Consider the following 24194-nt stretch of genomic DNA (forward strand, 5'->3'; position numbering starts at 1 on the left):
ATATTTAAAATAATATATTTGGGCGCGCCGTTAACAACTAGGAGGACATAAAATTGATTACAAAAGTTGTTATATTAATGATTAGAATTCCATTTCTATTGTTGGTTAGATTATTTGTTCCGTCAAAGTTAAAACAGAAAAAAAAGAATCACATCGGAAAAATATATGCCGTTAATCCTAAACATATTGTAAAAAAAAGAGATTGGGAATCATACGAAAAGATTAAAGGAAAGAATGCAAATAATGATAGACTAGTTATGGTCGGAGTTCAAAAGAAAAATAAAAAAGTTCAAGTATCTAATTTAACGACTAAAGCAACATCTGATCAAATTGATAAGAAACACAAAGTTAGATTATATGAAACTTATAAAAATAAAAAAAGTTATGTAGATACTAATACAATTGGTAAAAGTAGATTAACAGGTAAAAATTTTAAAGTAGGGCAATCGCCTTTAAATAAACCTATTAAAAAGGCAAAGGATAAAGACATACAAGATTATCAAAATGCACGAAAAGTAAGAGGTAGATAAAAAAAGAGTCCCTTTAATTAAAAAGGGACTTAGTTGTATGTGGCAGTAGCTAAGACTACCAACCCGGCATGTACGCCTCGTTATTATCTTATAATAATAATTTAAAAATGTCAATTTATCCACATATTTTATGGGAAATTATATGTTGACATTGTAATATAATAGTATATGCAGGTTGCGCAACCCTTTTAAAAATACAAACATTGAAAGGGAAACATCATGACAATAGAAGAATTAATAACTAGATATATTAACGAAACAAAAAATAGAAAAAGAAGCGATACTCTTATTAACGAACCATCAGCATTTAGACCTATACTAAAATGCTTAAAAGCATTAAATATTGAAGATGCAAACGACTTAAGATATGAAGATGGAGAAAGAGTTATAGAGTGGTTGAAAAATAATACACGTTCAAAAAATACTACAATTAATAAACGGATAGGATATATCAAAACAGCTCTAAGACATTCAAAACTAATGAGCAATACATTTCTTTTAGTTCCTAAGTTGCCAAACGATACTGAACCATTTGTACCTATGCAACATGAAGTATTAAAAGCGGCCATAAAATTATCTGAAATAGAAGTGAATAAAAATTCCTGGGTATACAATGCAATATTTATACTACTATATGATACCGGCTGCCGAATTAATGAACTTTTGAATATCCAGAAACATAATGTATTAATTGACGTCAATACAATAGTATTAGAAACACAAACAACAAAAGGTAGACAACAAAGATATGTTTACTTTACCAGTGTTAATGTAGATCTAATTAAAAAATTGATAAGGTCTACACCTGGAACGTATATATTTTGGAATTATATAAAAAATAGAAAAATGAGTAGGGATGATTTTAAAAATTACACAAGAAAAATGAAAGAAAAATTAAATGTAGATAGATTTCATGCTCACCAAATAAGAAAAAAATTTGCAACAGATATGGTAGTAGATGGTGCTAATCTAAAGACTGTACAAACAATACTTGGTCATAAAGATTACAAAACTACAGAGAACTATGTTAAATATGATGCAATAATTGCGCGTAAAGAGTATGAAAAAATTATGAATAAGAAAAAAAGCCGATAAAGGCTTTTTATTTTCTTACTCCTGATACTAATTCAACATAAAATTTTGAAAATTTTAAGGTTTCAAAAATCCCGTTAGTAAATTCAATTGTATATGTTTGATTTTTATATAGTCCGTATTCAATTTTAGTTTCTCTTTTGAGTATAGAACCGTTATTATCTGTATAGTTGACTCTTAATACGATTTCTTTTATATCTCTTTTTGGAATAACTGTAGCAATCACTTTGGTCCAACCGTTGTGAGTATAAGATAAATCAAAATCATTGCGGCTTAATTCTTTTGATTCAATTAAAGGAGTAGAACTGTCAGTTAACCCTTCTTTATTGAAAACTAGTTTATCGAAAGCTATAAAAGCTGCAATAACAATAACTAGAACAAATAATGTTTTTAATGTACTTGATTTTTTCATTTAGATATATCCCCTTTAGTTTATCTGATTTTTTTACTTAACTTTTCTTGAATAGATTTGAAATCTATCAATTCTTCAATAGTTATATCCATTTTTTGACATATTAAAACTAGTGTTTCAATATTTGGTTCTCTCGTACCACGTTCATATTGAGATATGGCAATTTGTGAGACACCTAATAGTGTAGCTAAATCTTGTTGTGATAGTTTTTTTCTCTTTCTAATAGCTCTTAAGTTTAACATAAACCCTCCTTTTAATTCAAAATGAAGTAAAAAACATTGACATTCAATTCAATATGAATTATTATTAGTGTAAGCAGTTGTCGAGACGGCTTATTAATCAAAGGGTTATTTAATAAATTAAGCCCTTTGATTCCTCAAAAGGCTATTACAGTTATTTTGGTGCACCCTCACAGGCTCGAACTGTGGACCCAATGATTAAGAGTCATTTGCTCTACCAACTGAGCTAAGGGTGCATGTAACGACATAAAAAACAAGACGCTTATTATACAAGGGCGTTTTTTTGTTTATATAAAATTGGTCGCAGGAATATTGTATAACAAATAGATAACCTTGTCAATAAAAAAAGGGTATTTTAACTACGTTAAATATAATTTATTTAAAATAATTTTGATATTCAAAGTAAAAAAGTATGCTATAATAATATCACTATAATTATAAGGAGCATTTATGAAAACAGGACAAACAATACATAAAATAAGAACAAATAATTTAACAAGATACATCATTGTAGGTACGATATTATTCTTTGCGGCACTAGGCGTATTACTATCACTTATTGACTCTATTACTCATAATAAGCCATTAGATATGATTGCTTATTTCACAAACCAAAGTAATATTTTAGTAGTAGTTGTATTATCACTTTATTTTTTTAATAAACAAGATGAAAAATGGTATAGGATTTTATCCATTGTTGCATTAGTTGATATTCTTATGACAGGATTAATCTACCATTTTGTTATTAATGGTATAGCTAATATAGGAAATATGAGTTTTAATGGACAATTAGTACATACGATTACTCCTTTATTATTCCCAGTATTTTATTACCTACTAGTAAAAGGAGTAGTAACATTTAAACAACTAAGTTTTGCGTTAGTTCATCCACTCATCTATTTTTCATTTTTTATGATTTTTGGAGGATTAATAAAGTGGTATCCATATGATTTTTTAAACCCGACATTACCAAATAAATCATTAGGATCGGTTGCTGCATTCTCATTAGGAATACTTTTACCAATCATATTAGTATTCACACTTGTCTTAGCGACACTTAAAAATCTAATTGAAAAGAGACAAACAAACTTATAATTTTTAATGAAGGTCATAATCTGACCTTTATTTTTTTACATATTTCTTTAAATATGTTAAAATAAATAGAGTTAGATTGGAAGGTGCTTTATGGGACATATACTTATTTGGTCTTTATTAGGACTACTTATTATCTTGATGTATATTTTTTATAAAGTATATTCAATGAAAATAGAGAATAAACAAAAGAAAAGAAAAAAGATAATAGACATATTAGAAAAAAATGGTAAAGTAAAAGAATGTATTAATAATGACTTTATTATATTTGAATATAGAAATGAAGTTTATGAAATCTTTCTTTGGAATGTACCAAATAACTGTGAAATTACATTTAACAGTAAAAAAATATGGGAAATTAGAAAAGGCTCAAGCATAGTTTTAAAAGATATGAGCAGTTTTGTAATTAAACCAGGAAAAAAGATTGTCTTAATTTCACCTAAACAACAAGTACTAAAAAGATATGAGAATGAAAATGAGATGAAGTTTATATATCCTAACGAACCTTTCTGGAATATGAATGCTATCTTTCTAGAAGATTTAGAAGAAACATTAATGAATGGATTGAGTAAATAATGAGTTTATTAGAAGTAACAAATTTAAATTTTAAATATCAATTAGAAGAATTGTATAAAGAGGCAGAAATGCGTCTTTTTTTAGGTGATCATGCAGTCTTAGTTGGACCTAATGGTGCAGGAAAATCTACACTACTTAAACTTATTAATAAAGATTTATCACCTGATAAAGGAAAAGTAGAATGGCAAGCACATATCAAAGTAGGGTATTTAGATCAATATGCTACAATTGATCCTCAAATACAAGTTAAAACATATTTATATGATGTATTTTTACCTTTATTTGAAAAAGAACTTGAGCAACAAAAAGTATATGAAAAAATTGCTTTAATCCAAGATGAAAAAGAACAAGATAGATTATTACACTATGCAATGTCAATTACTGAAGAACTAGAGAATAAAAACTTTTATTCGATTGCTTCTCAAATAGGAAATGTCATTAATGGTTTAGGACTAAGCCAAGAAATACTTGAATATAAAATTAAAGAATTATCAGGCGGGATGAGAGCAAAAGTTATTTTAGGAAAACTCTTATTAGGTGAATCTGATGTATTATTACTAGATGAACCAACAAACTTCTTAGATGTTAAACATATCGAATGGTTAGAAAAATTTTTAAATAATTACGAAAAAACATTTTTAGTAGTTTCTCATGATGAAGGTTTTCTAGCGAATATTGCAAAAACAGTTTATGCAGTAGAAAATGGTAAAATTAGCCGCTATAAAGGTGATTATTACTATTACTTAGAAGAACGCGAATTAAGAATGAGCCAGCAACAAAAAGCTTTTGAATCACAAAATAAATTTATCGAAAAAACAGAAGATTTTATCAAGAAAAATATTACTCGTGCTTCAACAACTAAAAGAGCACAAAGTAGAAGAAAAATGCTAGAAAAAATCCCACGTTTAACAAAACCTAAAGTAAATAAGAAACTACACTTTAAATTTGATTTCTCTGTTCCTACTGGGCAAGAAGTATTAAAAATAACAGACTTAGAAATTGGATATAATAGCGAAGCGTTATTAGCACCGATTAATTTTGAAGTAAGAAAAAACGATAAAGTAGTTATTACTGGTAAAAACGGAATAGGAAAATCTACTTTACTTAAAACAGTTCTAAATATTATTCCTAAAATTAGTGGGACATACCATTTTATAGATACTGCTAATATTGTTTATTTTGAACAAGATAGTCATTTAGATGAAAAATATACAGCTTTTGAGCATATCCATTATCAATATCCTGATTATAATAAGACTCAAGTGATGGGACTTTTGGCTCATTATGGGATTGATTATGAATTAGCAACAAGACATATTTCTACTCTTTCAGGTGGGGAAAAAACAAAATTAAGATTTGCCTTATTACAAGATACTAAAAGCAATGTTTTAATATTAGATGAACCCACTAACCATTTGGATGTAGATGCTAAAGAGGCATTAAAAGAAGCTCTTTTAAATTATGAAGGAACACTCATTTTAGTTTCGCATGAGAAAGAATTTTACCAAGAAATATGTGATTATGAAATATCGTTGTATGAAACTGCATAAAATATTTGATATTTCTAAAACAATTTGATATAATTATAAAGTAAGTCTGGAGGGATACACGATGCGCGAATTAGTAAAATTAGTATGCACAGAATGTGGCGATGAAAATTATTATACAACTAAGAATAAAAAAACGACACCAGATCGTTTAGAAATGAAAAAATATTGCCCACGCTTGCGCAAATATACCATTCATAGAGAAAAAAAATAAGCTATTCTAAGAATAGTTTTTTTTCTATAAAAAGGACGATAGTATGAAACAGTTTATTAGTAAAAATGACCAAGCTCATAGTTATATTATTTGTAGGTTTGATCAATGTATTTTAATTGATCCTTCTGATAATATAGATGAGATAAAAGAATATTTAGAAGATAAAAAATTAATCGCAATAGCTATTACTCATGGCCATAGTGACCATGTTAACTTAATTCATAAATTTAAAGTTCCTATTTATATATCAGAACATGATGCTCATTTATTATTTGAAGATGATTATAATGGTTATGATAAAAAAAATAAAAGACCTTTTCAAAGAAAAGAACTTGATATACACTTGATTAAAAATGAAAGTAGTATTGCCTTAGCAGATAAGGAAGTAAAAGTAATTGAGACTCCTGGTCATACTAAAGGAGGATTAAGTTTTCTTTATGGTAAACATCTATTTACAGGCGATACCCTTTTTAAAAATGATGTTGGAAGACATGATTTATATTCAGGAAATTTATCAGAACTTAAACAAAGTGTTGTAAAATTAATTGATGAAATGCCTGAAAATACTATTATTTGTCCAGGACATGATGAGTTAAGTCTAGTTAAAAACGAACGCAAAAGTAACCCATATTATATTAAATGGCAAAAACAAAAGAGATAATACTTCACAAATGACTATTTATTATAGTATAATATACCTACTTATGGGACCCTTAGTGGCCTAAAAAGGAGAGAAAAAATGAAAAGAAATAAAATGTATCAAATGGTACTAACGTCTGCCTTTGCGGCAATTATTCTTGTTTTATCGTTAGTTCCACAAATAGGTTATATCACAATATTACCTGGTGTGAGTATCACGCTAGTCCATATTGTAGTTTTAGTAGGAGTGTTCTCACTTGGCTTAAAAGGTGGGGTTATCTTAGGGTTATTCTTTGGTATCGGAGGCACATTAGCGGCTTTAATGAGAGGTAATACCCCTTTTGACCAAGCTTTTGTCTATCCTTGGGTTTCTGTGATACCAAGAATGTTGTTTGCGGCAGCTGCTTATTATTTTTCAGTAGGATTCAAGAAAATCTTAAAAGTTAAATATGGCAAAGTAATTGTTATAACTTTAGTTTCAATGATATCGGGGTTAGCACTCTTTTTTGGAACAAACTCTATTGTTAAAAATGCAACCAAAGACCCGTATAATAAATTAGTGATGCAAATTGCAGAACTTAAGAAAAATGAAACAGAAAATAAAGAGAAAATAGATCAATTAAATCTAGAACTTCCAGTATTAGATGAAAAAACAAATAATGACTATAAAAAGATAACAAATATTACACAACCAATCGTGATAGTAATTACAGTTTTAGTTATAGGCATCTATGTCTTCTATACTTTTAAAAATAAAAAATATGATATATCTGTGCCATCTGTTATGATCCTTGGCACACTAGCACATACGGTTTTAGTATTATTAAGCGTTTATATTTTTAGCCCACAAGCATTTACCCAAACATTTGGTGATAGCCAAAGTACGATATCAATTATTTATGGTGTAGCAATGGCCAATGGTTTAGTTGAAGCGCTTGCTGCAGTTGTTATTGGAACACCTATTGTTTATGCATTAGAACAAGTAAAGGAAAAGTAAAATGATTTTATTATTAGACGTTGGAAATACAAGTGTATATATGGGATTATCAGATGGTAAAGAGCTAGTTGAAACATACCGAATGTTAACAGAATCAGTGAAAACACCAGATGAATATTATGTAACATTAAAAAGTATTTTAGATGTGGACTTAATTACAGATATAGCCTTATCAAGTGTTGTACCTAGAGTAACAGAAACACTTAGAAGAATGTGTGTTAAATACTTAAAAAAAGAACCTTTGATTGTAGGCCCTGGCATTAAAACAGGATTGAAAATTAAAACAGACAATCCAAGAGAAGTAGGATCTGATCTTATTTGTGATGCAGCTGCAGTGGCTGATAACAAAAAACCAGTTTTAGTTATTGATTTAGGAACAGCTAATAAGTTTATATATATTAAAGATAGAGCAATTACAGGGGCAATTATTTCAACAGGCATTCAAGTATCTAGACAAGCTTTAATTGGTAACACTGCACTTTTACCAGATGTTGATGTTACAGTTCCAGCAAAAGTACTAGGAACAAATACGGTTACTTGTATGCAATCAGGACTTACTTACGGGACAGCCGCAATGATTGATGGTTTAATTGAAAGAATTCAAGAAGAAGTGAAAGAAGAATTTGATATTATTTTAACAGGTGGACTTTCTGTTATTATAAAAGATTTATGTAAAACTAAATTAGTTAGAGACCAAAGACTTGTCTTAAAGGGACTACTTTCTATATATTTAAGAAATCAAGCATAAGAAATGACCCATAAAGGGTTATTTTTTTATATATTTAGCGTATAATAGAAATCAAGAGGTGATGGTATGTCTTATAAAGACAAGTATAACTTATGGATCTCACAAAACGAAATAGATTCAGAAATTAAAAATGACTTGCTAAAATTAAATGAAGATGAAATAAAAGAATGTTTCTATAAAGATTTAGACTTTGGAACTGGTGGACTAAGGGGCTTAATGGGACCAGGGACTAATAGAATTAATATTTATACAATAAGAAAAGTAACACAAGGTTTAGCTAATTATATGATTAAGCATCAATTATCTGAAAAGGGTGTTGCTATTTCATATGATAATCGTAAAAATTCTAAGAACTTTGCATATGAAGCAGCTAAAGTTCTTGCTGCAAATCATATAAAAAGTTATATTTATAGAGATTTAAGGCCTACTCCAATGTTATCATTTGCTGTAAGAAAATTTGAATGTGGTGCTGGTATTATGATTACAGCATCTCATAATCCAAAAGAGTATAATGGTTATAAAGTTTATAACAAACAAGGGGCACAACTTAATATAAAACAAGCCGATGAAGTGATTTCGTACGTTAACAAAGTTTCAGATCCATTTAAAGTTTATAGTCTAGAAAGCAATCTTATTACTTGGATTGAAGAAGACTTTGATCAAATTTATTTAGATGAAGTGAAAAAAATTAAAATAAATGATGTCTTAAAAACTGCTAAAATTGTTTATTCACCACTACATGGAACAGGCGGTACAGTAATTCCTAAGTTTTTAAAACAACAAGGATATGATGTTTATCCATATGAACCTCAAATGATAGTAGATCCTGAATTTTCTAATACAGAGTCTTCTAACCCAGAAGAAAAAAAAGCATTTAACAGAACAATAGAATATGCTAAAAAAATAAATGCTGATATTATTCTAGTAACTGATCCAGATGCTGATAGACTTGGAATAGCAGTCTTAAATAATAATGAATATCAACTATTAAACGGAAATCAGACAGCTTCAATGATGCTAGAATATATTCTAGAAAGTGCTAGAAAAAATGGCTCCATTCATAAAAATGGAATTGTTTTTAGTACAATTGTGTCTACTCCTTTAATTGAAGCAATTGCCAATAAATACGAACAAAAATATGTAACAACCTTAACAGGATTCAAATTTATTGGTGAACAGGCAGAACTTACAAAAAATGAATACAACTATACATTTGGTTCAGAAGAGTCTTATGGTAGCCTAGTTTCACCTTTTGTGAGAGATAAAGATGCTGTTCAAGCAGTGTACTTACTTTCTGAAATGGCATGTTATGTAAAGGAAAAGAATCTTACTTTAGTAGAATATATGGAACAAATTTATAAGAAGTATGGTTATTTCTTTGAATACACCGAAAATATCAGTTTAAAAGGGATTGAAGGCAGTCAAAAAATTGAAAAAATCATGACCTACTATAGAAAAAACGGACTTAACTTAAAAAACTATCAAAAAGGTTTTGTTAATGACTATCAGGAACAAAAATATGAAATTAAACCTGAAATTGAATTACCAAAATCAAATGTATTAAAATACTTTTTTGATCAATTCTGGGTTGTTTTAAGACCTAGTGGAACAGAACCTAAACTAAAAATTTATTATGGTTCAAATGCTGATACTTTAGAAAAAGCACAAGAAATCATACAAAATATCAATCAAGAAATATTAAAACAAATCAACGAACTTTAAGGAGAAAAAAGATGTTTAAAGAAAATAGAAACAATTATTTAAAAGAATTAAAAGAACAATCCATTTCAATTTTTTACTCAGGACGCGCACAACATAAAAGTGCTGACCAAAAATTTCCTTTTGTAGTCAATAGAAATTTCTTTTACTTAACTGGAATTGAACAACAAGAATCAGTTGTTTTATTAATTAAAGGTAACCAAACAACTAAGACTTTATTATTTATAGAAAAACAAGATCCTTTAAAAGCATTATGGGATGGCGAAACATTAAGTTTTAAAGAAGCTGCAAATATAGCAGGATTAGAAGAAAATGAATGTTTAGATATTGCTACATTAGATACATATCTTGCTCAATATTTAGGACATACAAGAAGATCTTTATATGGAACAATTGAAAATTTATACTTTGATTTAGAAAGACATGGATTAAACGAACCTAAGTCTATTTCTGAACAAGAAGCTAATAGAATTAAAGACTTATACCCACATTTAGCAATCTATAATGGATATCCAATTGTTTCAGAATTAAGAAAAGTTAAATCAGAATTTGAAGTTAATCAAATCAAAAAAGCTATTTCAATTACTAAAGATGCTTTAGAAGGTGTCATGCAAAAACTTAAACCAGGTAAATATGAATATCAAGTAGAAGCTGATTATGATTACACATTATCATATAATAATGTAAAACCTTCATTTGATACGATTGCTGCTGCAGGAAAAAATGCTACTGTTTTACATTATGTAGATAATGATTATAAAATAGGTGATAATGAACTAATCTTATTAGACCTAGGAGTTAGCTACCAAAATTACTGTTCAGATATTAGTAGAACATATCCAGCAAGTGGTAAATATACCGAGCAACAAAAGCAAATATATGAAATTGTTTTAGAAGCTAATAAGAAAACAATTGAATGGGTTAAAGCAGGGCATACATATAAAGAATTTAATGATTATGGTAGAAATATCTTAATTGCTGGTATGAAAAGACTAGGATTAATTAAAGAAGACTCAGAAATTAATAAATACTATTATCATAGTTTAGGTCATTACCTTGGTTTAGATGTACATGATGTTGGGAATACAACAAAAGTAATACCAGCAGGTGCTATTTTAACAGTTGAACCAGGATTATACATTGCAGAATTAGGTATTGGTATAAGAATTGAAGATAACATTTTAATTACTGAAGGAAAAGCAATCAACCTTTCAAAAGATCTTATTAAAGAAGTAAGTGACATTGAAGCTTATATGGCAAAAAATAAAAAGTAATCATCTAACTAACCTCCTATTATTGATGTAGGAGGTTTTATTATGAAAAAATTTATGATTTTCATATGTTTAAGCATTATTTTAGTATTATTTAGCACAACGCAATGTGCAAGTTATGAACAGTTTGAAGATATTCAATTTGAAGAAGACTTTAAATTACTTTCTGATTATACAGAAGAGGATTATAATGATTACTACTCTAAAATTGACAAAAGAAAGTTTTCAGGCTGGAAAATTAATACTGTAAATAAAAATAAAAGTGTAAGTTTTATCAGTGAAACATTGTTTTCTTATTATAATGATGGTAAAAGTATTATTGATTATCACTATAAAGCAAAAAATAAAGAGACAAGACAATACGATATTTCTGTAAGTGGGAGCATTGGTATTACTATTGGAAAAAATGATAAGACATTTAAAAATGGCTTGACACAATCACTAAAAGTAGACTTAAAGTCAAAAACAACAAAAGAAATTCAAGAAGATACAGAAATTAAAATTAAAATAGAACCCAAAACTAGATTAACTTATTACTATTACGGAGAAGGAAAAATAACTAATGGAGTCGCGGTTAGATATTTTTTCTTTATTAAAAGAAATATGGGCGGATTTGAAATTTTTACTGTAACAACACAATATCCTAAATTAGAGATTAGACCTATATGAAAAAAAGAAATCTTTATATGATCAGTAGCTTTTTACTTATTACTATAGTAGGAATTGTCATCTATTTTTTAAATACGAATCATCATCAAATGATTATTCCAAAGAAAAAACACTATATTTTATATGAAACAAAAAACTATATTAAACAACCTATATATACTAAAGAAAAAAACAACGAATTTACTAAAGCAGTATCTAATAAGGAATTAATCTTTCCTGATAAATTAAAGGTGTTAAAATACGAACTTACTCCGTCTAGCAAAGAACAAGATTATTATAAATTTAACTTGGTCATCTATTTTAAAGAACAAAATATCATAGAACTAGAAGAAAAATTAATTTTTTACTATAAAAATCAAACATATGATTTAGGACTACTAACAATAAATTTTTTAAAAGAATATCAAAGTTTTAGTATTTATTCATTAGAAGGAATAAAAGATAATAAAGCACACTTAAAAAGTATTACTTTAAACTCAAAGAACAATCAAATTACTAACATCTATTTAGGTAGCCAAAGTCTAGTATTTACTATTCATAAAGTAGAAGAGAACATATATCGATATACTATCCAGATACCAACAGAAGATTATATTTTAGATGAAGCTTATTTAACCTTGATAGATAGCGAAGGATCGACACATATACTTTTGCAATATAGATACTTTATCGAGCATGAACTTCTTAAAGCCTTAAAATATTTAAATTGATTTTCCAAAAATAATGTGATACGATATTTTTAGGTGATAAGATGGACATTTTAAATGCAATTGTAACAAACTTTATAGCAACAATATTTGTTTATTATTTTTTAACTTTATTTTTTAGAAAAGAAGAACAAGGCAAATATATATTAGGCATATTTATTTTATATACGCTTTTAGTAGTTCTTAGAATCATTACAGACAAAAGTTATATAGACGCAATCGGACTTATTTTTCATATTATCATTTATATATGGATATTTAGAAATTATGATATTACCCTTAATGGGAGAAAAAACAGATTTATTGGTAAAATGAAAAAAGAAATAACCATTAAGTCTACTAAAAAAATAAGAAAACACCAATTTTTAATTGGATTAATTTTCACACAGATTATTTTAGTTCTAATAATTGTTCTAAATATATTAGAAATTACACGTATTAAATGGTATTACCTTTTAATATTAGAACTGATACCATGTATTCTATATTACTTATATTGGAGACTAGAAAACGATCAAGTCTTATTTATCTTAGGAAATACCAAAAGAAAACTCTATTTACTAGATTTAGAACAGACGCAAACTAAATTAAACCAAATTATAATAGACGACAGATATATCATAGATCAGAATGGTAAAGTAGTTGTTCAAACTGGCATGAAAGAAAAAACATACTATGTCATTACATTACTATCAGATATTAAAGACTATCAATTATTTAGTGGCTTTAAATTAACTGAGGATATGTTTTTAGAACAAATAAAAGATGACTATCAGAGACTAAAAAATGAAAACAGATATTTTAAAGAAACAGAAACTGAAATCATAGAAAAAAATATTCGCAACAAAAAATAATAAAGTGATTGACAAATAAAACAAAAAGAGTTATCATAGTAAGGTAGATTGTGAAAAGAAGAGTTACCCTCTCGCCTGATAGATAATGTCTTTGGGCAAATAGCACAAAAGTTGAAGCGATTCGATATTTGTTGTGGGTACTCATTGGGTATCCACTTTTTATTTTCTGCAAAATATATGGAGGTGTCAATATTAGACCAATGAAAAACAACAAAACTAACAACACTGATCTTTATAATGATGGTATTCCTACTGGACAATATCTTGTTATTGATGAGCAAGGTGAAAAACTAGGAACATTTAATCGTGAACAAGCTTTAAAATTAGCTGACGAAAAAGAGATTGACATTGTTGTAGTATCGCCAGGATCAAAACCAATGGTAGCTCGTTTGATGGATTATTCAAAATATCGTTATGAACAACAAAAAAAATCACGAGAAATGAAAAAGAATCAACAAGTTGTACAATTGAAAGAAATTAGATTAAGTCCAACAATTGATACAAATGATTTAAATACTAAAGTTAAGCAAGCAACTAAATTCTTAGAAAAAGGCGATAAAGTCAAAGTTTCAATGCGCTTTAGAGGAAGAATGATTACACATCATGAAATAGGCAGAAATATTTTTAATAAAGTCATTGAAGCACTGAAAGATCTTTCAACGGTTGAAGCAGCACCTAAGTTAGAAGGAAATCAAATGGTAGCCATCTTAGCACCATCTAAACAATAAGAAAGAAGGAACTTAAATATGCCAAAGCAAAAATCACACAGCGGATTAAAAAAACGTATTAAAGTAACTGGTACAGGTAAATTATTACGTGGACATGCTTATAAAAACCATTTAGCCGCATCAAAAACAACAAAACAAAATAGACAACTAAGAGGCGTTACATTAGTAGATCATTCAGACTACAAACGTATCAAATCGCTAATTAGAGGACTATAAGAAGGGAGACTATAAGATATGCCAAGAGTAAAATCTACGCCTGTAACAAGACGTCGTCGTAAAAAAATATTAAAACTAGCTAAAGGTTACTTTGGTTCTAAACGTACAATTTATCGTACAGCTCATGAACAAGTAATGCGTTCATTACAATACTCATATAGAGACCGTAAACAAAGAAAAAGAGAATTCAGAAAATTATGGATTAGCCGTATCAATGCAGCTGCTGTATTAAATGGATTAAAATACTCAACATTCATTCATGGATTAGCATTAGCTAACGTAGAAGTTAACCGTAAGGTTTTAGCTGATATTGCAGTATTTGAACCAGAAACATTTACAGCATATGCTGAATTAGCAAAAAATGCATTAGCTAACCCAAGTCAAGCAGTTAAAGCTGTTGAAACAAAAAAAGCACCTGCTGCTAAAAAAGAAGTTAAATCAGAAGAAGTGAACTACGAAAGTTTAACAGTTTCTGCTTTAAAAGAATTAGCTAAAGAACGTGGACTTTCAGGTTATACAACTTTAAAGAAAAACGAATTAGTTGACTTATTAAAACAAGCTTAATATAACTAATAAAAGTGGACTTTGTCCACTTTTTTCTATATAATATGATAGAGGCGATGAAATGAAAAAAAGATTATATATATTTATTGGGGCATTAATAGGAATTATCCTTACTTTACCAATAGCAATATTTAAACTGAATAATGATCAGAGAATTATATATACTTTATTTTTTATTGTTGCCACTTTATATGCATTTATATTTCTCTTTAACGGTTTTCCAAAGCTAATCGTATATTTCATATATGGTGCAATTACTACTGTCTTGCTTTATTTTTTACCGGATTATCATTATGCAATTATTGCAATTGGAACAATACTATTTGTATTAAATCCTTTAGTGAATATCGAAGAAAAACTAGAAAAAAGAGTCAATCAAGACTTTGTCTTACCACTAAGAATTAGTCTTAGAGGAAGTTATTGGCCTTTTTACAATTATAGAAAAGAAATGAAACATTATTATCACTTACCTCAAACAAGGAAGTTATATACTAAGTCAACCTATCTGAGATTAAGACAAACAACGACACTTGTAATGTTTTTTGCTGCAATTTATCTATTTATTAATGAATTAAAAAATATCGCATTTGAATTAGGTAATTATGATGTTCAAAACTTCTTTATGTTCTATGCAGTGATCAGTTTGTTTATTGCGACCTTTATTTTATATAATAAAGGGTTCCGATCGCTACTTAGAGTGATCACTATTCTTATGTTTCCGCCAATGGTATATGCAGTTTGGTTTACAAATTTCTTAGTTGTAACTAAAATTATATTTATGCTAGGTTTAGGATTCGTTGGAATATCTGCACTTGTCTTAGAGATTGTTGGAAGCTTAAGAAGAGTTGCATACTCTGAATACCACTATTACGATGTAGAAGAACAGTGGGAAGTGTTTGCTAATGACTTATTTGAACCTCTTGTCTATAATGAAACTTTCAGTGTTTTTGGAAAATACAGTTTTAAATATGATTTAGAAAAATTTAAAAAAGAATTAAACAGTATCTTGATTTATGCAAATATAAAAAAATTCATTATAACGGCATATGTTTATGATGGTAAGAATGTTATTATTTTTACTGAATGGAATCAGAAAAAAGCTAGAAGTGCACAAAAATTTGTTGACTATTTAGAACATAAATTTAACAATAAAGTTACTAGTGAAATCCTTTATGATAAACAAAAAACAATGTATGAAAAATATTTCTTTCATAAAACAGAATATATAGTCGCAAGAGCACTTACTCTATCTGAAAGACTAAAAGAATTAGAAATGAACAATCATGTCATATTAAGTTTTGTGTTTTCATTTCAAAATCCAGGGGATATTGAATCACTGAGCAAAAAATATTATTTGACAAGATTAGATGAATTAGATGATGATGAATACTATGCGGTTAGACTGGATGCGAAAGTTGCTAATAATGCCTATATTATTGAAACACGAGTGAGAGATATTTTATTAGATGCAATGATTAGCCAAGGGCAATACGTAAGAATATCAGTATATTATTAAAAAACAGGAGAAAAGACAGATGATAAAAAAAGCAGTTATACCAGCAGCAGGATATGGAACAAGATTCTTACCCATTACAAAAGCAATTCCAAAGGAGATGTTACCTATTATTGATAAACCAGCAATAGAGATTATTGTTGATGAAGCAATCGCAAGTGGCATCACAGATTTACTTATTATTATAAGTAATAACAAAGGTGCAATCACTAATTACTTTGATAGAAATTTAGAATTAGAACATATCTTACTTGAAAAAGGTAAAGATTTTGAATATGGTCTTATCAAAAATGTTGCTAGCAAACTTAATATATACTATGTATCTCAAAAAGAACAATTAGGATTAGGGCATGCTATTTTACATGCTAAAAGCTTTGTAGGAAATGAACCCTTTGCAGTTTTACTTGGAGATGATGTTTTCGTATCTGATGAAAAACCAGCACTTAAACAATTAATGGATGCTTACGAAAAAACTCATGCAACTATCCTTGGAACAATGGTAGTCCCAATGGAAAAAACGCATCAATATGGTATTTGTGTGCCTAAAGAAGGTTCTAAAAAACCAATCGTTGAATTATCAGGAGTTGTTGAAAAACCAAAAGTTGCCCCATCACAAAGTGCAATCGCAGGTAGATATATTTTAACACCTAAAATTTTTGACTATTTACAAGATCAACAAAAAGGCGCAGGTAATGAAATTCAATTGACTGATGCCATTTTAAGACTCATGGCAGAAGAAAAAGTTTACTCATTAGATATTCACGGAAAAAGATATGATATAGGATCTAAAATAGGTTATATTGAAGCTATTATTGACTTTGCTTTAAATAGAGAAGACTTAAAAGATGAAGTGAGAAGTTTACTTAAAACTAAATAAAAAAACTTGACATCATAAAATAGATATGATAAATTAAAGTTACCCTAAGGAGAACCCGTGGAACCCAAATGATTATTTTGGAAGTTTGAACTAGATAGGCGTGAATGCCAAACTATTTGGAATCCCAAAATCTAGTAAAAGGAAACTTCCACGTGAACAAAACTTGTTCTCACGCTCCTTAGGCTTTTTTTATTTTTAAACATGCAATTGTAAAAAAATGGTATAATTATAAATGTAAATATAGTTATAAATATAATAGGAGGTTTTCAATGAAAACATTTAAAAAAAGCCCAGTGCTAGCAATCATAGCCGGTATTGTGTTAATTGTCTTAGCAACACTTTATGCTTTAGAAATAACTAACGTTTTTACTGTTAAAGGATTTAGCTTTGCTTCATTTATGTCAGGAATACTTATTCTTGTCTTAGCTTATTTCCTAGTCTTACCAGAATTTAGAAGAAGAAAAGGTAATGCAAGAGTTATACTTGCAATAGAATTAGTTATCTTTGCTTTAGTATCACTTTTAGGATTTATCTTACCTTCAATGGATATTCATGTATTAAGTAATAACTTTAGTAGTGCTAACTGGATTGCAATTATCTTATTATCACATGGTTTAGTAAGTTTATATATATCACAATATACTGCTACTAAAACAACAATGCTTAACTTTACAGTATATATCATTTTATATGGCGTTGGTGCATACTTATTAGGATCAAATTCAATTAACCTAGAAATCTTTAACTGGATTATAGTAGGTGTAATTGGCGCAATAGGTATATATTTACTTGGACTAGGATTATTAAACACTAAGAAAAAATAGAAAAGAGAATTAAAATGGATTTATTAAAAACATTAAAAGATTTATCAACATTAAATGGTGTCCCAGGAAATGAAAAAGATGTTTCTAGATATGTTGTTGAAAATATTAAAAATACAGTAGATGAAGTTAACTTTGATAACTTAGGATCTGTTATTGCAAAAAAGGGTACTAAAGGCCCTAAAGTTATGATTGCTGGACACATGGATGAAGTTGGTCTGATGGTAACTCAAATCACAAAAGAAGGATTTGTTAAGTTTCAACCGCTAGGTGGCTGGTTTTCACAAGTAATGCTTGCCCAAGTATGGCAAATTCATACTAAAAAAGGGGTTATATTCGCTGTTACAGGAGTTAAACCTCCTCACTTAATACCAGCATCAGAAAGATCAAAAGCAATCGAAATAAGCTCTATGTATCTTGATTTAGGTGCTAAAACAAAAGAAGAAGTATTAGAACTAGGTGTTTCAATTGGTGATACAATTACCCCATATACTGAATTTAGAGAATTAGGTAATAAAGATTACTTGCTTGGAAAAGCTTGGGACAATAGAGTAGGTAGTGCTGTTGTTATGCATGTTTTATCAGAATTAGGAAAAAATGATAAAAATCAATTATATGGAACATTTACTGTTCAAGAAGAAGTTGGCTTAAGAGGAGCTAAAACAAGTTCTTATAAGGTTCATCCTCAAATAGCTATTGCAGTTGATACAGGTGTTGGTAATGATGTACCTGGAGGAGATCCAGTAGAACAAACATTAGGTAACGGTCCACAAATATTAATATATGATGGTGGATTAATTGCTCATAAAGGGTTAAGAGACTTTGTGATTAATATTGCTAAGGAAAATAATATTCCTTATCAAGAAGCGTATATTACTGGTGGTAGAACAGATGCTGGTAATATGCATTTAGCACATGAAGGTGCAGCTTCGTTATCAATTTGTATCCCAACAAGATATATGCATTCACATACATCAATTATTCACAAACAAGATGTTTTAAATACAATTAAGTTATTGAAATTGGTTGTTGAAAGATTGGATGAAGAAACAGTCAATCGCTTATTATATCAAGATTAATACTCATAATATATAAAAATAAAGGAGCTGTAAAGAAATGAAGTAATTCACTACTTCAAGAACTTAACAGTTCTTTTTTTCTTATATCTACCGTGAACTATGTGGATAAAATCAAAAAACATCTACTTTTAGGCGTCAAAAAAGAAGATTCTATTAAAATCTTAAGTTTATTGTAGATATCTATTCTGTTATTCTATACTTTTTATTATGATATTTTCTCAAATTATACCCAATCGCTGTTAAATAAAACTCCATTTTAACATTATGAGTTAATCTTCGTCTAAATCTTCTTACTTTAAATGCTTCTTTAATCACTCCAAAGGCACCCTCAACTTGAATTGACCTTTGAACTCTTAATTCAATTCCTAATGGTGATGTAAGATTTTTAATAACCTCTTTTTGGTATGTAAGATTTTCATCATTAATCTCTTTACGCTTACCATTTGGTAATTCATATACATCATTACCTCGATTATTTCTATACAGATACTTTAAAGTATCTCCATTAGGTGTTAAATAATCATTACCTGATTTAGTAAGGTTAAATGGAAAATATGGATCTTTCATTCTTTTTTTGTCATGCGTATCTTTAGCATACATTGCATATTTTTGATAAAGCTCCATATCGTTTAGTTTTAAATAACGATAATTCGTTAATCCACCATATCCAGCATCCGCTACTGGATATTTTGGATAGAAGTCATAACTTTTCTTAAATCCTTCTAAAAAAGGAATCAAAGTTTTATAATCACTACGTTCTTTATAGATATCTAGATGTAGGATATATTCATTTGATACACCAATTTGTATATTATACCCTGGTTTTAATTGACTATTACGCATATGATCTTCTTTCATATGCATAAAAGTCGCGTCTATATCTGTTTTAGCATATGAGTTTCTATCATTACCCATAATCTTTAAATGTCTTTCATACTCTACAAGTTTAGCTAAATATTCTAAGATATGTTCATAATCTCTTTGTAAAGTAGTTTTTCTTTGACCTTTACCATATTTAAACTCTATTAATTCCCTATCTATCTCATTAAGTAGAAAGTCTTTGATGCTATTTAAATTATCAGTGTTATATGTTTCATGTATTGGAAAGAAGATATCTGAGTCTTCATATCTTTTATTTAAGGATTCTATCTGTTTGGTTATTTTTTTATATAACTTATCTCTAAACTTTTCAATAGAACCACGCCATGTAAAACTATATTTATTAGCCACCGATTCTATTTTAGTACCATCTATATATAATTTATCTGTATCAATAGATTCTTTTTTTATTAAGTACTTACTTAGTTCATAAAAGATTTCATCTATTCCTTTAACTAAGTATTTATCCATAAAGGTTTTTATTGTTTGATGACTTGGCATTAATTCATCTGTAAGCCACATGATTCTAATATCATTTTTAGCAGCTTTTGCCATATCTCTTAAAGATTGAATCTTTTCCATTTGACAAAACATGATCAGTTTTAACATTTGAACCGGATTATAACCCATACGACCTCTTGGGTCTTTTGAGCTATTTAAGTATTTTTTTATCTCCAATTTTCTAAATACTTCATCAAATGTACGAACTTCACTATCAAAAGGAATTTTTATGTCTAATTGTAGTGGTAATTTTAACTGTTTTGGGTTAAAATTATGTTGTATATTTTGTTGTGTTTGCATACTATAATTATACCAAAAAACCGCCCTAGGATTCTAGAGCGGCTTTTTTGTTTTATAGACTGTTACTTTTATTTCGTTACAGTCCCTTTTTAATATCATTATCAAAAAATTTAATATTCTAGAATAAATCTAACTAAGGTAGTTTTTTCTTTTTTTTCTCTTTAGAACTAAAAATGTCTAAACTAGATAAATCAGAGATGCCATCACCTTCTGAAAGAATAGCTATAATTATGATAGTTGCTAGAAAAATTGCAACTGAATATGAAAATGATAAAGATAGACTGTAATCAGGTTGCTTCATAAAAACTAGAGGTAAGAAAGTTAAACTAGTTAGAGCTATGAACATGATTAAATCAGTAGAGTAACTTAATTCATATTTTGTAAAAATAAATATTGATATAGAAATGGTTACTACTAAAAATAAAAGTAAAAATAATCTTTTATGAACCACTATTGAGTAAATAATGGAAACTGATATTTGCAATGCAATCATAATTGATATTATAAGAAGATGAGTATTTAGAGAACTAGCATTTTGTCTATGTACTAAATAAAGACCTAAGGCAAACCCTAGCAGCACAGCATAAAATAAATAACTATATTTTATATACTCATTTAATACTTTTGAAACAAATAAAATGATTGTAATTACAAATAGTACCAAGATTAATACCTCAAGTGCGATTAAAACGTTGAGACTAATAGTAATCAAGTAAGTTGAGAAAAAGGCACTTAAAAGTAGTAGATTTGAAAATAAAAGTTTCGCTGTAAAATCAAACTTTTTCATAAAGCCTCCTTTAATTATGATAATAGCCCTATTAAGGGCTATTAGTTAAATAGATAAATCGTTCTTTAATTGTTCTAACTGATCTTCATTAAGTTCTATAATGCAAAAAGTATCATAAAAGTTAATTGTAACATTGTAATGCTTCTTTTTAAGAACACTAATTTCTACGTGAGTTATTTTATCGATATGGATTAAGTAGTTATTACCATCTATATCATTTAAAGAGGTAAAAGCCATTATTTTTTATCCTTAGGTTCCTTAACAGCTTCAGATAGAGCAACTAAATGAGAAGTTAAATCTGTTAAGTTAGATGGAACAACAATTTTTGTTGCTTTACCATCTGCAACTTTAGCTAATGCTTCATATCCTTTGATTGTTAAAACAGCTTGATCAGCTTTAGCTTCTTTAAGTAATTTAATACCAAGTGCTTCAGCTTCTTTAACTTTAATTAACGCAGCAGCTTCAGCTTCAGCGGCAAGAATAACTTGTTGTTTATCAGCTTCAGCTTTTAAGATAATAGATTCATTTTGCCCTTCAGCAGCAAGAATTTGAGCACGTTTTTCACCTTCAGCAATCAAGATTGTTTGACGACGTTCACGTTCAGCACGCATTTGTTTTTCCATTGATTCTCTAATATCTTTAGGTGGGACAATATTCTTAACTTCAACACGGTTTACTTTAATACCCCAAGCATCAGTAGCATCATCTAAAGTATGTCTCATGCGTTCGTTAATTAAATCTCTAGACGTTAAAGTTTGGTCTAAGTCTAAATCCCCGATGATATTACGTAGAGTGGTTGCTGATAAGTTTTCAATTGCTGAAAGTGGGTCATCAACACCATAAGCATATAACTTAGGATCAGTGATTTGGAAGAATACAACTGTATCAATTTGCATTGTAACATTATCTCTTGTAATTACTGGTTGTGGTTCAAAATCTCTAACTTGTTCTTTTAAACTCACTTTAGCAGCAACTCTATCAACAAATGGAATTAAGAAGTGAACACCAACACCCCAAGTTGAATGATAACCACCCATACGTTCAATTACGTATTTTTGTGTTTGTTTTACTAATCTAAAACTTAAAGCTAAAATAACTAAGATGACAGCACTTAAGATAATTAAAATAATTTCTCCAGCGCCTAAAAAAATGTTTAAATTAAAGTTCATGTTATTTATCTCCTTTATATATTAATATTTTTTTAATCTGAACTCGCTTAATTTTTAAACCCCAATTATCAGTTACTTCATCAAATTTCATAAAGTCTGATAACAAAATTAGGTTTCTATCTGATAAGACTGTTTTAAAATCTTTTTCACCAATACTTACTCTTAAGTAATGACTTACTAAAGAAGTAATTGGTTTTACGTTTCTATCATACCCATAGACATATTGTTTAGTGTCTGCAATTTGATAAATTACATCAAAATCTACATATACATGGACTTGATCGATTGTTAAAAAGTCATTATGTGTTTCCAATAACTGATCACTAACAGAAACTTTTTTTACGACTCTATCAACAAAGGGAAATAAGAAGTGAATCCCAGCTCTCCATGTTGTATGATAGACGCCTAGTCTTTCAATCACAACTTGTTGATTTTGTCTAACAATTTTAATACTTAAAACTAAAATCAGTAGTAACACAAATAAAACAATAGCAGAAGGGATAATATAAATTAATGTTTTATCATCAATGAATAGAGTCATTATCGATTTCCTCAACAATTAACTTTACACCTTCTACAGCTAAAATCTTAACTAAAGCATCTTCTTTGATCTCAGCATCAGAAATAGCAGTCCATATAAGATGTTCAAATTTAACTAAACCACTATTATTTGGAGTAATTGTTTTTGTAACCACAGCTACTTTACCAATATAGGCATCAACATTTGTTTTAACTTCATTTCGTTTGAAGTATTTTAATACAACAGGTCTTGTTAAGAATATAAGCACACATGAAATGATGAAGAACACAATAAGTTGGTAGTGCAGTGGAATATTTACCATAGCAAGTATTAAAGAAGGAATTGCGGCTATCGCAAACCAAATTGATACTAGTTCTAAGGAAACAAACTCAAAAGTTACAGATAATACAAAAATACCTAGCCAAACCCATACCATTACATCCATTAGATAATCTCCTCCTTTAAATTAATAACCAAAAAATTATTTTTTTCATCCCATGTTGAACTATATTTATTCCCAGTTTCAGCAAAAGTAAGCTCAAATTGTTCTGAAATTGTTTGTATAAAAGCCTTGTTAGTCACTCTGCTATAAGATGATTTAACCGTAATGTTATACCTAGATTGTTCAGGTATGTCACCACGTAAAGCAACAGCCTTGCTTAAAGGTTTTACAACAATAATAGATTTATCTTTATCAAAGCCCATCATGACTTGGTAAGCTGTTTCAAAATAGTAAGTTGCAGTTTTATTAAAGGTTATATTAGCGCTAGTGAGTGTTGCAACCGCAGCTTTTGGTGTCTCATTAAACCATTGAATACTCATATATATCACCTCTTACTTTAATTATATACTAAATTATTGCTATGTCAACAAAAATTATTTAAAATTATTTTTTATTATTAAAAAAGTTTAAAAACATAAGCAAAGCTGTTGT

30 protein-coding genes and 1 tRNA gene are annotated in these 24194 nt (G+C 28.5%); 21 read left to right on the forward strand and 10 right to left on the reverse strand.

The window, feature by feature from the left end; translation table 11 throughout:
* The first annotated feature begins 53 nt into the window (after positions 1-53).
* Positions 54-530 carry a hypothetical protein gene (locus tag BN854_RS03825; protein WP_026659019.1) on the forward strand — a complete coding sequence of 159 codons (477 nt, stop codon included), beginning with the start codon at positions 54-56 and terminating at the stop codon, positions 528-530.
* Between the two features lie 219 nt (positions 531-749).
* Positions 750-1625: a tyrosine-type recombinase/integrase gene (locus BN854_RS03830; RefSeq protein ID WP_026659022.1), complete on the forward strand. Its 876-nt coding sequence runs from the start codon at positions 750-752 to the stop codon at positions 1623-1625.
* A gap of 7 nt (positions 1626-1632) precedes the next feature.
* On the opposite strand, the gene BN854_RS03835 is transcribed toward BN854_RS03830, so the two are convergent.
* The 3 genes from BN854_RS03835 to BN854_RS03845 all read right to left on the reverse strand — a co-directional run bounded on the left by BN854_RS03835 (position 1633) and on the right by BN854_RS03845 (position 2509).
* Positions 1633-2034, reverse strand: a complete 402-nt coding sequence (locus tag BN854_RS03835; protein WP_026659031.1) for a hypothetical protein — start codon at positions 2032-2034, stop codon at positions 1633-1635.
* A gap of 20 nt (positions 2035-2054) precedes the next feature.
* The gene (locus BN854_RS03840) at positions 2055-2276 is read right to left on the reverse strand and encodes a helix-turn-helix domain-containing protein (RefSeq protein ID WP_026659040.1); all 222 of its coding nucleotides are present in this window, start codon (positions 2274-2276) and stop codon (positions 2055-2057) included.
* Between the two features lie 157 nt (positions 2277-2433).
* A tRNA-Lys gene (locus tag BN854_RS03845) sits at positions 2434-2509 on the reverse strand.
* A 214-nt stretch (positions 2510-2723) separates the two neighbouring features.
* Here BN854_RS03845 and BN854_RS03850 point away from each other — a divergent pair.
* The 19 genes from BN854_RS03850 (at position 2724) to BN854_RS03940 (ending at position 19104) form a co-directional block, all read left to right on the forward strand.
* Positions 2724-3368 (forward strand): Pr6Pr family membrane protein, encoded by a 645-nt coding sequence (locus BN854_RS03850; protein WP_026659049.1) that lies wholly within the window; start codon positions 2724-2726, stop codon positions 3366-3368.
* A 90-nt stretch (positions 3369-3458) separates the two neighbouring features.
* Positions 3459-3941, forward strand: a complete 483-nt coding sequence (locus tag BN854_RS03855) for a hypothetical protein (protein WP_026659058.1) — start codon at positions 3459-3461, stop codon at positions 3939-3941.
* Positions 3941-5491, forward strand: a complete 1551-nt coding sequence (locus BN854_RS03860; RefSeq protein ID WP_026659066.1) for an ABC-F family ATP-binding cassette domain-containing protein — start codon at positions 3941-3943, stop codon at positions 5489-5491. Before BN854_RS03855 ends, BN854_RS03860 begins: the two co-directional genes overlap by 1 nt.
* A 61-nt stretch (positions 5492-5552) precedes the next feature.
* The gene (gene rpmG / locus BN854_RS03865) at positions 5553-5702 is read left to right on the forward strand and encodes a 50S ribosomal protein L33 (RefSeq protein ID WP_035369362.1); all 150 of its coding nucleotides are present in this window, start codon (positions 5553-5555) and stop codon (positions 5700-5702) included.
* Between the two features lie 43 nt (positions 5703-5745).
* Positions 5746-6363 carry an MBL fold metallo-hydrolase gene (locus tag BN854_RS03870; RefSeq protein ID WP_026659076.1) on the forward strand — a complete coding sequence of 206 codons (618 nt, stop codon included), beginning with the start codon at positions 5746-5748 and terminating at the stop codon, positions 6361-6363.
* A gap of 78 nt (positions 6364-6441) precedes the next feature.
* The gene (locus tag BN854_RS07460) at positions 6442-7338 is read left to right on the forward strand and encodes an ECF transporter S component (RefSeq protein WP_026659082.1); all 897 of its coding nucleotides are present in this window, start codon (positions 6442-6444) and stop codon (positions 7336-7338) included.
* 1 nt (position 7339) lies between these two features.
* Positions 7340-8086 carry a type III pantothenate kinase gene (locus BN854_RS03880; RefSeq protein ID WP_026659091.1) on the forward strand — a complete coding sequence of 249 codons (747 nt, stop codon included), beginning with the start codon at positions 7340-7342 and terminating at the stop codon, positions 8084-8086.
* Between the two features lie 66 nt (positions 8087-8152).
* Positions 8153-9808 (forward strand): phospho-sugar mutase, encoded by a 1656-nt coding sequence (locus BN854_RS03885; RefSeq protein WP_026659101.1) that lies wholly within the window; start codon positions 8153-8155, stop codon positions 9806-9808.
* 11 nt (positions 9809-9819) lie between these two features.
* Positions 9820-11079, forward strand: a complete 1260-nt coding sequence (locus BN854_RS03890; RefSeq protein ID WP_026659115.1) for an aminopeptidase P family protein — start codon at positions 9820-9822, stop codon at positions 11077-11079.
* A gap of 42 nt (positions 11080-11121) precedes the next feature.
* On the forward strand, positions 11122-11745 hold the full coding sequence (locus BN854_RS03895; protein WP_026659121.1) for a hypothetical protein: 624 nt from the start codon (positions 11122-11124) through the stop codon (positions 11743-11745).
* The gene (locus BN854_RS03900) at positions 11742-12455 is read left to right on the forward strand and encodes a hypothetical protein (protein WP_026659128.1); all 714 of its coding nucleotides are present in this window, start codon (positions 11742-11744) and stop codon (positions 12453-12455) included. The genes BN854_RS03895 and BN854_RS03900 overlap by 4 nt, the downstream gene beginning before the upstream one ends.
* A gap of 41 nt (positions 12456-12496) precedes the next feature.
* Positions 12497-13306 carry a hypothetical protein gene (locus BN854_RS03905; protein ID WP_026659132.1) on the forward strand — a complete coding sequence of 270 codons (810 nt, stop codon included), beginning with the start codon at positions 12497-12499 and terminating at the stop codon, positions 13304-13306.
* Between the two features lie 200 nt (positions 13307-13506).
* Entirely contained in the window at positions 13507-14034 is a 528-nt protein-coding gene (gene infC / locus BN854_RS03910) for a translation initiation factor IF-3 (RefSeq protein WP_026659139.1), read from the forward strand.
* A gap of 18 nt (positions 14035-14052) precedes the next feature.
* Positions 14053-14250, forward strand: a complete 198-nt coding sequence (rpmI, locus tag BN854_RS03915) for a 50S ribosomal protein L35 (RefSeq protein WP_026659146.1) — start codon at positions 14053-14055, stop codon at positions 14248-14250.
* 18 nt (positions 14251-14268) lie between these two features.
* Complete coding sequence (rplT, locus tag BN854_RS03920; RefSeq protein WP_026659153.1) at positions 14269-14814, forward strand: 50S ribosomal protein L20; 546 nt, start codon at positions 14269-14271, stop codon at positions 14812-14814.
* Between the two features lie 61 nt (positions 14815-14875).
* Entirely contained in the window at positions 14876-16330 is a 1455-nt protein-coding gene (locus tag BN854_RS03925; RefSeq protein WP_026659158.1) for a hypothetical protein, read from the forward strand.
* Between the two features lie 19 nt (positions 16331-16349).
* Positions 16350-17204: a UTP--glucose-1-phosphate uridylyltransferase GalU gene (gene galU / locus BN854_RS03930; protein WP_026659165.1), complete on the forward strand. Its 855-nt coding sequence runs from the start codon at positions 16350-16352 to the stop codon at positions 17202-17204.
* Positions 17205-17473: 269 nt separating this feature from the next.
* Positions 17474-18028 carry a hypothetical protein gene (locus BN854_RS03935; protein ID WP_026659171.1) on the forward strand — a complete coding sequence of 185 codons (555 nt, stop codon included), beginning with the start codon at positions 17474-17476 and terminating at the stop codon, positions 18026-18028.
* 14 nt (positions 18029-18042) lie between these two features.
* The gene (locus BN854_RS03940; RefSeq protein WP_026659177.1) at positions 18043-19104 is read left to right on the forward strand and encodes a M42 family metallopeptidase; all 1062 of its coding nucleotides are present in this window, start codon (positions 18043-18045) and stop codon (positions 19102-19104) included.
* A 180-nt stretch (positions 19105-19284) separates the two neighbouring features.
* On the opposite strand, the gene BN854_RS03945 is transcribed toward BN854_RS03940, so the two are convergent.
* The 7 genes from BN854_RS03945 to BN854_RS03975 all read right to left on the reverse strand — a co-directional run bounded on the left by BN854_RS03945 (position 19285) and on the right by BN854_RS03975 (position 24082).
* On the reverse strand, positions 19285-20784 hold the full coding sequence (locus BN854_RS03945; protein ID WP_026653792.1) for a transposase: 1500 nt from the start codon (positions 20782-20784) through the stop codon (positions 19285-19287).
* Between the two features lie 133 nt (positions 20785-20917).
* Positions 20918-21571 (reverse strand): hypothetical protein, encoded by a 654-nt coding sequence (locus BN854_RS03950; RefSeq protein WP_026659185.1) that lies wholly within the window; start codon positions 21569-21571, stop codon positions 20918-20920.
* Positions 21572-21616: 45 nt separating this feature from the next.
* The gene (locus BN854_RS03955; RefSeq protein WP_026659192.1) at positions 21617-21808 is read right to left on the reverse strand and encodes a hypothetical protein; all 192 of its coding nucleotides are present in this window, start codon (positions 21806-21808) and stop codon (positions 21617-21619) included.
* The gene (locus BN854_RS03960; protein WP_026659199.1) at positions 21808-22740 is read right to left on the reverse strand and encodes an SPFH domain-containing protein; all 933 of its coding nucleotides are present in this window, start codon (positions 22738-22740) and stop codon (positions 21808-21810) included. Before BN854_RS03960 ends, BN854_RS03955 begins: the two co-directional genes overlap by 1 nt.
* A 1-nt stretch (position 22741) precedes the next feature.
* Complete coding sequence (locus tag BN854_RS03965) at positions 22742-23281, reverse strand: SPFH domain-containing protein (protein ID WP_026659203.1); 540 nt, start codon at positions 23279-23281, stop codon at positions 22742-22744.
* Positions 23265-23705 (reverse strand): NfeD family protein, encoded by a 441-nt coding sequence (locus BN854_RS03970; RefSeq protein WP_026659210.1) that lies wholly within the window; start codon positions 23703-23705, stop codon positions 23265-23267. Before BN854_RS03970 ends, BN854_RS03965 begins: the two co-directional genes overlap by 17 nt.
* Positions 23705-24082: a hypothetical protein gene (locus tag BN854_RS03975; RefSeq protein WP_026659218.1), complete on the reverse strand. Its 378-nt coding sequence runs from the start codon at positions 24080-24082 to the stop codon at positions 23705-23707. The genes BN854_RS03970 and BN854_RS03975 overlap by 1 nt, the downstream gene beginning before the upstream one ends.
* Between the last annotated feature and the right edge of the window lie 112 nt (positions 24083-24194).

Origin of the sequence: Alteracholeplasma palmae J233 (assembly GCF_000968055.1) — a bacterium.
Classification (GTDB): Bacteria; Bacillota_I; Bacilli_A; order Acholeplasmatales; family Acholeplasmataceae; genus Alteracholeplasma; species Alteracholeplasma palmae.